A 13841-nucleotide genomic window follows, 5' to 3' on the forward strand; every position below is an offset into this window, starting at 1 on the left:
CTTACAGAGTATATGATACAGGAATATTAAGCTTTTGCTACATTTATATCAATAAAAAGGGCCAGGTAATTATGATACCTGACCCTTTTATTTTTTATTATTAATCTAATTAATTGAATAATTCTATCTCCTCTCCTTTTCCTACCGGATATTCTTCTGTAAAACATCCAAAACAGTGGTTAGAAGATCCTAAAATTTCTTTCAGGTTTTCGGTGCTTAAAAACTCTAAAGAATCTACTCCTAAATAATTTTTAAGTTCTTCCGTAGTCATATTAGCTGAAATTAAATCATCCTTTGAAGGGGTATCAATTCCTAAATAACATGGGGCAATAATAGGTGGAGAAACACTTCTGAAATGAATCTCTTTCACGCCTGCATCTTTCAAAATTTTAACCAACCTTTTAGAGGTTGTTCCACGAACGATAGAGTCATCAATAATAACAACCCTTTTATCCTTAATTTCAGAAATAATCGGGTTTAGCTTCAGATTAACTACTCTTTCTCTCATTTCCTGGGTAGGAACGATAAAACTTCTTCCAATGTATCTGTTTTTAATCAATACAGGACGGAAAGGTATTCCTGAAGCTTTTGAGAATCCAATAGCAGCCGGAACTCCGGAATCCGGAACTCCAATTACAATATCAGCATCTACAGGAGCCTGTTCCCAGATTTTCTCACCGGATTTCTCTCTGATTTCGTAAACATTGATATTTTCTAACGTAGAATCGGGTCTTGCAAAATAAATATATTCGAAAGAACATATCCTTTGTTTTCCTTTAGCCTCATCCATCATATAAGAATGAAGTTTTCCAGGTTCGTTTTCATTGGTATAGATAATTTCTCCCGGAAGAATATCACGTACATATTGAGCTCCCACTGCATCTAATGCTACAGATTCTGAAGCCACCACATAGGATCTCTCGTCAATAGCTCCCAGAACCAAAGGACGGATACCGTTGAAATCCCTGAAGGCAAAGAATTTATTTCTGGTCATCCCTACCACAGAATAAGCTCCTTTAATTTTTTCCATCGTAGCTTTTATCGCTCCACGAAGTCCTAAATCAAGGTTTTTCTGGATCAGTCTCAGGATGACCTCAGAATCTGAAGTAGCTCTGAAAACCACCCCTTCAGCCTCCAGTTCATTTTTCAATTCTCGGGCATTGGTAAGGTTCCCGTTGTGTGCTATAGAAAGTATAATCTGGTCATATTCGTTTTTTGCGAAAAATGGCTGAAAATTATATTTCTTTTTATCTCCTGCTGTCGTATAACGGGTATGTCCGATTGCAGAATTTCCCATAAAAGCTTCAGGTTCCTGAATGTCTTTATAAACGTCCAAAACCAAGCCTTCATCTTTCATATTGGTAATTTTTCCATCTTTAAGGACGGAAATACCACAAGCTTCCTGGCCTCTGTGCTGTAATGCAAAAAGCCCGAACTGTGAAAGAGAAAACGTATCCAGGTCAGTATCTGAATACATTCCAAAGATGCCGCACTCCTCATTTGGAGCATCCAGTCTTTCCTCTTCCTGTGTTCTGAAAAGATTTCTACCGTAGGTTTGGTCTTTAAACTGTTTTAAATATTCACTTTTATGAATGTCTAAACTTTTCATTTCTATTTTTTCTAATTATTTTAGAAGTTAGATATTAGATGTTAGAATCTAGTCTAAGTTAACTTCAAATTATAATTTTAAACTTGACTTTAATGAATATATCATTTTTTGAATTTCTGCTAAAAGTTCTTTTAAAGGAACTATTTCTGTTCAGAAATAAAGTTCAAATCAATTAATAACTGGAGCTGAGTTTGTAGTTCATAAGTAGAACCAAATGCAATTCCAAGAAATTGATAAAACTCATTTTTGTTATTCCTTCCCGCTCCTTCAGCAATATTAGATGGTATTGATACAGCACATCTTCTGATTTGAGATTGTAGTCCAAATTTTTCTTCTATGGGTAATTCAGTAGAAATTAAATAAACTTCTTTTACCAAAGCCATAGATTTACTCCAAACTTTTAGATCCTCTATTCTGTGCGATTTCATACTAACTTCTAATATCTAACTTCTAACATCTCTTATTTACTAAGTAAATTTTTCAATCTGTTATAGATCTCAACATAAGCTTCAGTAACTTCGCCCAAATCTCTTCTGAATCTGTCTTTATCCAGTTTCTTCATCGTGTCTTTATCCCAAAGTCTGCATGTATCAGGAGAAATTTCGTCAGCTAAGATAATTTCACCGTCTGAAGTTTTACCTAATTCGATTTTGAAATCAACAAGGATGATATTTATTTTGTCAAACAGGTCAATCAGGATTTCGTTAATATCTGAAGTCAGTTCATACATTTCGTCAAGCTCCTCATAAGTAGCTGCACCTAAGAAAACTGCGTGGTGATCATTGATAAGCGGATCTCCCAATTCGTCTTTTTTGTAGCAGATATCAAAAATTGTTACCGGAGACTTGATTCCTTCTTCCACTCCTAATCTCTGTGCCATACTTCCTGCAGAGTAGTTTCTTACCACCATTTCCAATGGAATAATAGACACTTTTCTTACTAATTGCTCTCTTTCGTCTAATTGTTTGATGAAATGAGTTTTAATCCCTTTTTCATTTAAATATTCAAAGATAAGGGTTGTGATAGCATTATTCATCTCCCCTTTCAGGTCAACCTGGCCTTTCTTTTGAGCGTTAAATGCTGTAGCATCGTCTTTAAAACGTACTACTACTTCTTCAGGATTATCAGTAGCAAATACTTGTTTCGCTTTACCCTCGTACAACATTTCTTTCTTTTGACTCATAATTTTACTTTCTAAATTGTAGTTAGATTTATTGATTTATTTAATTATTATTCCTGTTAAGACAGCCAGTCCAAAACTTAGGAGTGTACCTATAAGCACATATTCTGTCAGTTTTCTCTGTTTTGCCTGTGCAAGGTCACTGAATCTGAAAACAGACTTGGCAGCAACCATGAAGCCCACACCTTCCCAGTGATTCACCATAATAAAAGTGAAAACCAGCAGGCGTTCTAAAATTCCGATATATTTTCCGGCACTTGATAAAGATTCGGTTTGTATAGCATTCTGTGCATCAGGAACGGGAGTCCATGATGACAATAATATTTTGATAAAAATAGAAGCTGGGGTTGTTAAGAACAGAGCCGCCATAATGATTTTTAAAAACTCCTGGTTTCCTAAAAAGCTGAAATCAAATTCCCGGAAATAAAAAGAAGCTCCTGCAATCACTATAATATGCAGCAACTGGTCTATAAAAAACCAGGTTTTCTTTGTTTTAATTGTTTGAAAGCTAAGTTTTGCAGCATCAATTACGAAATGAGAAACCCCAATCAGAAGGGCTACCCACCAAAGTTTTAAATCCCAAAGAAAAACAAAGCTTAACACCGTGTGAATCAGAACATGGAAGTATAAAAATTTACTTTTCAGTTTATAGTTTTCCTTATCTGCAACCCATGAATCTGGCTGAAGAACAAAATCTCCGAGTAGATGTGCCAATATGAGTTTTATAAAGATCATGCTATAGTTCTGAGATTTTCTTTCTGAAATACTGGTTCGTTTCTACGATAAGCTCATAATTGGCTCGTTTCAGTCTCTGGCTTACCGAAGACTGTGAAATAGCAAACTTCCGGGCAAGATCTTCCTGGGTAATATCCTGGTTCATGATCATTTCGTGGATGATCTCTGAGGTAGCCATAGTCCAGTTATCAAAATCTTTTGATGACCATTTTAAAAGAATATTCAGGTCTCTGTCTACAGCATCATTGGAAGTTTTAATAGCAACGGTGTGGCCGTCACTCTTCAGATCATTAAGCAGTCTTCCGGAATTCACATAAGCTGAACCATTAGATTCGGTGATTTTCTCGGATGAGAAACTCTCTTCACCAATCCCTATGGCCATTCTTACATCTAAATTTTCCTGACTTTTAATAATAGATTTTATGGCTAGAAAATGCCAGAAAACGTCATCGATATTGCATTTGAATTGAAATTCATCACCTCTGTAGATTTCCCATACTTGAGGAGCGCTTCCCCAATTGTCGAGAAGATTCTTAAGCTTGGTAATCCAAACTTCGGTATCCGCATGCTGTGAATTTATAATATCTCCGGTAATGACCGCTATCATACTGCAAATATAAGCATAATTACTTATAAATAAAAAATATAAGCAGAAACACTTATAGATATTGATTATTAGTGAATCTGCTTATATCAATTATATAGTAAACATAAGACTTTTAAACGTTTTAAGTCCTATTAAAAAATTACAAAAACGAAAAAAAACCTTTTACATAAAAATTTTCTTGCACTTTATTTTTTAATAAAGTGATGCACCTGATCATCAAGTCTCAGAAAATAAGAACCCGTTGGAAGAGTCTGTACGGAAATATTCTTCTTATTTCTGAAGGGGTGTTGCTCAGTATAAATCACTTTTCCTGAACGATCTATAATCTGAGCTGTTTTCACCTTCTCAGCTTCACCGCTTACAAAAAGATTATCATATACCGGGTTGGGATATATTTTAAATTCTTTATTTGCAGTGATAAGTTCTGTGGCAGATAATGTTCCACCTAAATTCTGGCAGTAATCAATCGGATAAGAATCCCACTCAGTGGTATTAAATGTATTTGTTGGCTGATTGATGGAAGCTTTTCTATATAAAGAAACATCTTTTAATACTGAAGAGTTATTCTGTCCAACAACTCCCAATGCATCTACTGTGGAAAACTTATATCTCAGCTCAATATAGTTATATCCATAAAAAGTCAGCTGGGGAGCAGCAGTTACAAGTTTTGCCTGCTCTTTTGTATAGCAGGAAAAAGTAGCTGAAGGGTTTAAAACAACAAATGTTTCGTTATCCTGAACGGTTCCTTCCATTTCAAAAGGAGCTGGAAAATACAGGCTATTATTGTTCCCCTGAAGCTGAATGGATAATCTGTAATCACTCAAATTCACGGGATGTCCGGTTTTATTGGTGATTTCAAGAGCTTTATTACTATTCGTTGATCCTTCAATATATTTTGAAACAAAAAGATCTTTAGCATAAGAATCTGAAGCCAATGTTGTTACAGAAACAACATTAGTATCCGGAGAAATAAGATAACCACTATCATATGCTTTTACCGTATAGTTATAAACAGTAGAAGGTGTAAGATGATCAATGATGACCGATGTTCCTTTTGTGGCAGCCACCAAAGTACCGTTTTGATATACTTTATAGCCGAGTACATCAGCATCAGGACTAGGTGACCAGCTTAAATTTACAAAATAGGCACTCGTTTGTGTAGTTGTTAAATTGGATGGAGCCTGAGGCACTACAGTGTCCGGCGTTTGGTTCCAGATTACATTCGCCCAACCAGGATTATCTATAAACGGGTTTCTGTTTTTCTGAATAGCATATACCGCATTATTCCTGTCAATTTCTCTTGGCGATACAGGATCCTGCTGATTCCATTGAAGAAGCATAGCCATATAAGCAGGTTCGAATGCCCTCTCTTCCGTACCGTCAAGTGCATTAGCGTCCGAAGCAGGATTAGCATTGGTATTATATTTAAAAGTTCCCAGCTTGCCTTCATACCTTACTGCAAAATACAATAAAGATCTGGCCACATCTCCTTTAAATTCGTCAATAGGTTCATATACATAGCCTGTATAAGGTAGGTTGGGTATAGCACTTCGTCCGATTTTAGAAGTATTCGTGAATGTATAAAGTATATTAGCCGGTACTGTGGTAGAAATCCCATAAGGATAATTACTTCTTAACTGATTAATTTTCGCATCGGTTGGAATTACATAAAACAAATCGGAATACATTGGATAATTACTGTTAAATGTACTCTGAGGCATCATATGTTCTCTATTATACCCCATTCCTTCTGCACTGGACGATGCGATCAGCTGACCAGATGTATATTCATAGGCATCCGGTCCCGAAGGTATTTCCGAATAGATATCCAGCATATACTGAGTATTGGAAGCATCATGATCATAATATGTATCAAGATCGGTCTGATTATAATATCCTGGAAGATCACCATAATGCCAATTGATATTCTTTTCAGAAATTATATCATGAAGCTTAGATTTCAGAGCATAGCCCGTTAATCCGGTGGTTCCATTGTAATATCCGGCGGGAGCCTGTGCCGAAATATAAGAGGAAATTAAAATAATAGGAAGTAGAAGTTTTTTCATACCATAAAAATTGGGAAGCTAAAATAGTAAAATAAAATACGTAAAAGAGGGGATATTTTATTACGAAAACATTAATTTTCAATTCATAAAAATTTGAAAATTAAAAGGTTGAAGCTAAAGCGGCACGGTTAAAATAATTTCTTTGGCTTTCCGTCAATTTATTTATCTTTGGGAACTAACTATTATCTATATGAATACAGAGACTATTGACAACATCAAAATGATAGCGGAGACAGCTAGAGAATTTGCAGAGAAGAATATCCGACCGAATATTATGGAGTGGGATGAAAGCCAGACATTCCCTAAAGACTTATTCCACCAACTTGGAGAAATGGGATTTATGGGGGTTGTAGTTCCTGAGCAGTATGGCGGTTCCGGTTTAGGTTATCATGAGTATGTTACTATTCTGGACGAAATTTCCCAGGTAGATCCATCGATTGGTCTTTCTGTAGCGGCGCACAACTCTCTTTGTACCAACCATATTTACGAATTTGGAAATGAAGAGCAAAGACACAAATGGCTTCCTCAACTGGCTTCCGGAAAAGTAATCGGAGCTTGGGGATTAACAGAACATAATACAGGTTCAGACTCAGGAGGTATGTCTACTACTGCTGTAAAAGACGGCGATGAGTGGATTATCAGTGGAGCAAAAAACTTTATTACCCATGCTATTTCAGGAGATATTGCTGTGGTAATGACAAGAACAGGTGAAAAAGGGGCTAAAAACAATTCTACAGCTTTTGTTTTAGAAAAAGGCATGCCGGGTTTTAGTTCCGGAAAAAAAGAAAATAAATTAGGAATGCGTGCCTCTGAAACGGCAGAGCTCATTTTTGATAACGTACGTGTACCGGATTCTCACCGTTTAGGCGAAGTGGGTGAAGGTTTCAAACAGGCGATGAAAATTTTGGATGGTGGTAGAATTTCTATTGCCGCGCTGAGTTTAGGTACGGCAAGAGGAGCTTATAAAGCGGCTTTAAAATATGCTAAAGAAAGACACCAGTTCGGAAAACCTATTTCAGATTTCCAGGCTGTCAACTTTATGCTTGCTGATATGGCTACAGAAATTGATGCTGCTGAACTTCTTATCCAGAGAGCATCTACTCTTAAAAATGCCAAGCAAAAAATGACTAAAGAAGGGGCTATGGCAAAACTCTATGCTTCTGAAGCTTGTGTAAGAATTTCTAATAATGCTGTGCAGATCTTTGGAGGATATGGATATACCAAGGATTTCCCTGTTGAAAAATTCTACAGAGATTCAAAGCTTTGTACTATAGGTGAAGGTACTTCTGAGATCCAGAGACTGGTTATCGGAAGAGATATTACAAGATAACCCTAAACTCTCAATACAAATGATTAAACAGGCTCTTTTAGGTGAGTTTCTACATGAAGCTGAAAACACTAGAAAAATTTTAAAAGCAATTCCTGACAGCGCTTTAGACTGGAAACCGTCTGAAAAAAACTGGACAACCGGTCAGTTGGCCTCTCATATTGCGGAAGTCTATAACTGGTACCACCCTACTTTCAATCAGGATACGTTTGATATGGGCAAGTATAAGTATGATAAAGGGGATATTTCCAAAGCTGAAAATATTCTCGCTAAATTTGAAGAAAATGTTGCTAACGCGCAAAAAGTATTGGAAGGTTCTGATGAAAATACCTATTTCAACGAATGGAAAATGGAAATGAACGGCAATGTTCTCTTTCCTCCTTCACCGAAAATCCAGGTAGTGAGAGGCTTTTTGTATAATCATTTGTACCATCACAGAGGTGAACTGGTTGTTTATTTAAGATCAACCGGTAATAAGGTTCCCGGACTGTACGGACCTACTGCTGATGATAAAATGTAAGTAAAACTTAATTTACCTTTATAAATAAAATGACATGTACGATCGTACATGTCATTTTTCTTTATTCATACACTATTGGCGAATAATTTTAAATCATATTTAATGTATTGCATAATATTTTGAACAGATATTCTAAATTTTTCTTAAATATTTTTATTTTTCGTAATATAATTTTTATTAGCTTTGATATTCCACAATTAAAATTAATATTTAATATGAAAAAACAATTAACACTGATTGGAATGCTCCTGATTACGGGTGTTTCTTTCGCACAGACAGATCGTCTTTGGTCCGAAAATTCAAGAAAAAATCCATCTGAGATTTTTGAGAACAAATCCAGCATCAGCAACCCAAAGGTATACAGCCTGGATATTAACGGATTAAAGAACGCACTTGCAAAAGCACCCAAAAGACTGGCTGTCGGCGAAAAATCAGAACTCATTATTTCTTTTCCAAATTCTGAAGGGAAAATGGAAAATTTTAAAGTGAGGGAAAATTCCAATTTTGCACTTGAGCTTGCTGCAAAATATCCGGACATTAAATCTTATGTGGGAGAAGGGCTTGGCGATTCTGCATCCACAGTATACTTCAGCATCTCTCCACTCGGATTATCCTCAATGGAAGTTTACGGTGACAAGTCTGCGGTATTCATTGAGCCGTACTCCAAAGATCTTTCCACTTATGTAGTGTATAGAAAATCTGACAAAAAGGATGATCTCAGCAAGTTCGAATGCTCAGTAATTGATGTTGCACAAAAAGGCGCTGCCAATGCAGGTCTTGCGGCAAGACCTAATGCCGATGATGCCAAGCTAAGAACATTCAGACTGGCATTATCCTGTACAGGGGAATACACCACCTATTTCGGAGGAACAAAAGCTCTGGCCATAGCAGCCATGAACAACACAATGACCCGTGTAAACGGTGTCTTTGAAAAAGATTTTGCAGCAAGAATGGTTTTAATAGCCAACAATGATGCCGTAGTATACACCAACGCTTCTACAGACCCTTATTCTGCAGCCTCAGGAATGAGCAGCTGGAATTCTCAACTACAAAGCACCTTAACATCTGTAATTGGTGAAGCCAATTATGATATCGGACACTTGTTCGGAGCTTCCGGAGGTGGAGGAAATGCAGGCTGTATCGGCTGTATCTGTGTTAACGGTTCTAAAGGAAGCGGTTATACTTCTCCGGCAGATGCTATTCCCTCAGGTGATAATTTCGATATTGATTATGTAGCTCATGAAATGGGACATCAGTTCGGAGGAAATCACACGTTCTCTATGAGCAATGAAGGAACAGGAGCTAATATGGAACCCGGATCGGGATCAACCATTATGGGGTATGCAGGAATTACGAGCCAGGATATCCAGCCACATTCCGATGCTTTCTTCCATGCCATAAGCATTCAGCAGATCACCAATAATATTAAAGCTAAAACCTGCTCTGTAAACACAAGCACTGGGAATTCAATTCCTACTGCCAATGCAGGACTGGATTATACCATTCCAAAAGGAACACCTTTTGTGCTTACAGGTACCAGTACTGATGCTGATGGAGACGCTTTAACTTATATCTGGGAACAGATGGATAATGCTTCCTCTTCCCAAACCGGAGCAAGCTCTGCAGCCAGTGCCACAAAGTCATCAGGTCCTAATTTCAGATCATGGGCACCTACAACGGCACCTGTGAGATATTTTCCCAGAATGGCCTCTGTCTTAACAGGAGCAACGACTACAGCCGGTTCAGAGATTACGGTTGAGGCCCTTTCATCAGTCGCCAGAACATTAAACTTCAGATTTACAGCCCGTGACAACAGAGCCGGAGGTTCAGGAAACAATTCAGACGACGCTGTAATTACTGTGAACAGTACTGCAGGGCCATTTGTTGTGACTTCACAAAACTCAGCCACTACCTATACAGGAGGCAGCTCCCAGACGATAACATGGGATGTTGCAGGAACTACTGCAAACGGTGTAAACACCGCCAATGTAGATATCCTTTGGTCAACCAACAGCGGAAGCACCTGGACTACTCTGCTGGCAGGAACTCCTAATGACGGTTCTCAGGCTGTAACAATTCCTAATGCTTCTACCAGTACAGGAAGAATTATGGTAAAAGGTTCCAATCATATTTTCTTTGATGTAAATAATGCAAACATCACAGTAAATGCAGGTTCAGGTACTCCTGATACTGTAGCGCCTACTGCACCTACCCTTGCGGCTTCTGGAACTACTTCTACCACTACAAACCTTTCATGGTCCGGAGCTACAGACAATGTGGGTGTTACAGGTTATGATGTATATCAGGGTGCTTCATTAATTGGTTCTTCTGCTTCTACCACGTATACAGTTACAGGATTAACACCATCCACAACATATTCTTTCTCTGTTAAAGCTAAAGACGCAGCAGGAAATGCTTCTGTTTCAAGTAATACAGTGAGTGTTACAACATTAGGCGGCGGAACGGTTACTTACTGTTCTTCTTCTGCATCCAATACTGCTGACGAGAGAATCGGAAATGTGAAATTCGGAACCATTAACAACACATCAACAGGAACTGCCGGTTATGAAAACTTCACTTCTGTTTCTACCAATGTTACAAGAGGAAGCGCTTATACCATTTCTATAACTCCGGTTTGGACTTCTACAAAATACAGCGAAGCTTATGCGGTGTACATAGACTATAACGGTGATGGGGATTTTACAGACAGTGGAGAATTAGCATGGTCTAAAGCTGGCTCTACTACAACTCCTGTTACCGGATCCATTACTATTCCGGCTACAGCTGGTATTGGATCAACAAGAATGAGAGTCATGATGAAATACAGCTCTATTCCTACTTCATCTTGTGAAGCTTACACGTATGGACAGGTTGAAGATTATACATTGCATATTGTTTCTTCCGGAAAAGGAGACTTATCCAATACAAAAGATCTGATCACCGATATTAAGCTCTATCCTAACCCTGCAAGAGATATACTGTATGTTTCAAATACAGCATCTGAAGATTATAAAATCTTTGACATGGGAGGGAAAATAGTTGATTCCGGAAAGCTTCAAAGAGGCTCTGTAAATGTAAGCGGCCTTATCAAGGGTACTTATATGATCCAGATTGGAGAGATCACGAAAAAATTCGTTAAGAATTAGTAATTTAAAATTAAATTAATGTGAAGACTGTTCTGTATAGGACAGTCTTTATTTTTTTTTAGTATTTTATTTGAAAATTTTCATTTAATTATAATTTCTATTGGTAATAATCGATGTATTCTATGATAATATTAAATTTTTAACAAAGGTTTTTTCGTTAGATTTGACATAACGTAAAAAATTACACTTTTATATGAAAAAACAATTATTGATGATGGGAATGCTTGTATTATCAGGTTTTTCCTTCGCACAGACAGATCGTCTATGGACTCAGGGATCTCAAAAAAACGCCTCACCAGTTTTCGAAAACATGACCAATATAGATGGTCCGAAAATTTACCAATTAAATATCAATGGTTTGAAAAATGCACTGGCAAGCGCCCCTAAAAGGCTGGCAGCCGATGAAAAATCTCAAATTATTATTTCTTTTCCCAATGCGGAAGGAAAGATGGAAAAGTTTAAGGTAACAGAAAATTCAAACTTTGAGCCTGAACTGGCAGCAAAGTATCCGGACATCAAGTCTTATATTGGAGAGGGCATAGATGATTCTGCTTCAACAGTTTACTTTAGCATCTCTTCCTTAGGACTTTCTTTTATGGAAATTTATGGGGATAAATCGGCTACTTTTATAGAGCCCTATACTAAAGATTTATCTTCCTATGTGATCTATAAGAAGTCTGACAGAAAAGACAACTTAAATAAATTTGAATGTACTGTATTAGATGCAGCTCAAAAAGGCACTTCTTCAACTATTGCTGCCAGAAATGCTAATGACTCCACACTGCGAACATTTAGACTGGCGCTGTCTACCACAGGAGAATACACTTCCTATTTTGGAGGAACAAAAGCACAGGCTTTAGCAGCAATGAACAATACCATGACCCGTGTAAATGGTGTTTTCGAGAAAGATTTTGCAGCAAGAATGGTCCTTATTGCCAATACTGATGCAGTTATTTATACCAATGCTTCTACAGATCCTTATTCTCCCTCTTCAGCAATGAATAACTGGAATCTGCAATTAATGAATACTTTAAGTTCCACTATTGGTAATGCTAATTTTGACGTAGGCCATTTGTTCGGAAGAGATGGCGGAGGTGGTAATGCAGGCTGCATCGGCTGTATATGCAGTAATGATATGTCTACTTATGTATACCTGGGAACAACCTATCCTAGTGCGTATAAAGGAAGCGGTTATACTTCCCCTTCGAATGGCGTACCATCAGGTGATACTTTTGATATCGATTATGTAGCTCATGAAATGGGACATCAGTTTGGTGGAAACCATACCTGGTCTCATGATAGTGAAAGAACGGGTAATAATATGGAACCGGGCTCAGGTTCTACTATTATGGGATACGCAGGAATTACCGACCAGGATGTCCAAATGAACTCTGATGCTTTTTTCCATGCCATAAGCATTCAACAGATCACCAATAATATTAAAACTAAAACCTGCTCTGTAAATACCCTTACAGGAAACACAATTCCTACAGCTAACGCGGGATTAGATTATACCATTCCTAAAAGCACACCGTTTATGCTGACAGGAACAGGAACTGATGCTAACGGAGATATCCTTACCTATATTTGGGAGCAGATGGATAGCGCTACATCTAGTCAGACAGGAGCCAGTTCTGCAGCCAAAGCTACTAAAACATCAGGTCCTAATTTTAGATCATGGACACCCACAGCCTCCCCGGTAAGATACTTTCCAAGAATGGCTTCCGTATTAGCAGGAGCAACCACTACCGCAAGTTCGGAAATTACTGTCGAAGCACTTTCTTCAGTAGCAAGAACCCTGAATTTCAGATTTACCGTTCGTGATAACAGAGCTGGAGGTTCAGGGAATAATTCAGATGATGCAAAAATCACCGTTAATGCTACTGCAGGTCCTTTCAATATTACTTCACAGAATACTGCAGCCTCTTATGCCGGAGGAAGTACACAAACCATCACCTGGAATGTGGCAGGAACTACCGCAAATGGTGTAAACACTGCTAATGTAGATATCCTTTGGTCAACCAACAGCGGAAATACCTGGACTACCCTATTGGCAGGAACTCCAAATGATGGTTCACAGGCCGTGACGATTCCCAATGCTTCTACTACTTCAGGAAGAATTATGGTAAAAGGAACCAATCATATTTTCTTTGATGTGAATAATGCCAATATTTCGGTAACTGCTACGGCAGCAAAATCCGTGACTGAAGCACCAAAAGAAACATCAGCCGATATGAGACTATACCCTAATCCGGTGAAAGATGTTCTGACGGTTTCCAATACGGATACAGAAGAATATAAAATCTTCGATATGTCTGGAAAATTAGTACATACAGGAAAACTTCAAAGAGGTTCTGCCAATATAAGCAACCTTATAAAAGGAGCCTATATGATTCAGATAGGAGAAACAACAAAACGATTCATTAAGGATTAATCACCTTAATTTTAAAATAACGCGATGGAAAAGGCTGCTCTGCACAGGAGTAGCCTTTTTTTTATTCTTTAAGTACATATCCATAATCTTATTCGAATAAAAACATCCTTCAATAATCCATTTATCAATATATTTAATTTACATATAATTAATTTTTATTAAATAAAATAATTAATATTCAGGTTTTTTAATTTAAATTTATCACTCAATACTGTTT

General features: G+C 37.5%; 9 protein-coding genes and 1 pseudogene. 4 read left to right on the forward strand and 6 right to left on the reverse strand.

Going from position 1 to position 13841, the window contains the following annotated elements:
• Positions 1 to 109 precede the first annotated feature (109 nt).
• The 6 genes and pseudogenes from purF to LQV47_RS10010 form a co-directional block, all read right to left on the reverse strand.
• On the reverse strand, positions 110 to 1609 hold the full coding sequence (purF, locus tag LQV47_RS09985) for an amidophosphoribosyltransferase (RefSeq protein WP_230036428.1): 1500 nt from the start codon (positions 1607 to 1609) through the stop codon (positions 110 to 112).
• Between the two features lie 69 nt (positions 1610 to 1678).
• Positions 1679 to 2037, reverse strand: a pseudogene (locus tag LQV47_RS09990) (four helix bundle protein).
• A gap of 32 nt (positions 2038 to 2069) precedes the next feature.
• Entirely contained in the window at positions 2070 to 2792 is a 723-nt protein-coding gene (gene purC / locus LQV47_RS09995) for a phosphoribosylaminoimidazolesuccinocarboxamide synthase (RefSeq protein WP_230036430.1), read from the reverse strand.
• Positions 2793 to 2828: 36 nt separating this feature from the next.
• Positions 2829 to 3524 carry a DUF3307 domain-containing protein gene (locus tag LQV47_RS10000; RefSeq protein WP_230036432.1) on the reverse strand — a complete coding sequence of 232 codons (696 nt, stop codon included), beginning with the start codon at positions 3522 to 3524 and terminating at the stop codon, positions 2829 to 2831.
• Position 3525: 1 nt separating this feature from the next.
• Positions 3526 to 4131, reverse strand: a complete 606-nt coding sequence (locus LQV47_RS10005; RefSeq protein ID WP_230036434.1) for a SatD family protein — start codon at positions 4129 to 4131, stop codon at positions 3526 to 3528.
• Positions 4132 to 4316: 185 nt separating this feature from the next.
• Complete coding sequence (locus LQV47_RS10010; protein WP_230036436.1) at positions 4317 to 6197, reverse strand: endonuclease; 1881 nt, start codon at positions 6195 to 6197, stop codon at positions 4317 to 4319.
• A 190-nt stretch (positions 6198 to 6387) separates the two neighbouring features.
• On the opposite strand from LQV47_RS10010, the gene LQV47_RS10015 reads away from it, so the two are divergent.
• The 4 genes from LQV47_RS10015 to LQV47_RS10030 all read left to right on the forward strand — a co-directional run bounded on the left by LQV47_RS10015 (position 6388) and on the right by LQV47_RS10030 (position 13624).
• Entirely contained in the window at positions 6388 to 7527 is a 1140-nt protein-coding gene (locus tag LQV47_RS10015; protein ID WP_047492802.1) for an acyl-CoA dehydrogenase family protein, read from the forward strand.
• Between the two features lie 19 nt (positions 7528 to 7546).
• A complete protein-coding gene (locus LQV47_RS10020) occupies positions 7547 to 8044 on the forward strand; it encodes a DinB family protein (RefSeq protein ID WP_230036438.1) in 498 nt (165 codons plus the stop codon).
• Positions 8045 to 8259: 215 nt separating this feature from the next.
• Entirely contained in the window at positions 8260 to 11190 is a 2931-nt protein-coding gene (locus LQV47_RS10025) for a reprolysin-like metallopeptidase (protein ID WP_230036440.1), read from the forward strand.
• Positions 11191 to 11383: 193 nt separating this feature from the next.
• The gene (locus LQV47_RS10030) at positions 11384 to 13624 is read left to right on the forward strand and encodes a zinc-dependent metalloprotease (RefSeq protein ID WP_230036442.1); all 2241 of its coding nucleotides are present in this window, start codon (positions 11384 to 11386) and stop codon (positions 13622 to 13624) included.
• The last annotated feature ends 217 nt before the right edge of the window (positions 13625 to 13841 follow it).

The sequence above is a fragment of the Chryseobacterium sp. Bi04 genome (assembly GCF_918698085.1).
Taxonomy (GTDB): Bacteria; Bacteroidota; Bacteroidia; order Flavobacteriales; family Weeksellaceae; genus Chryseobacterium.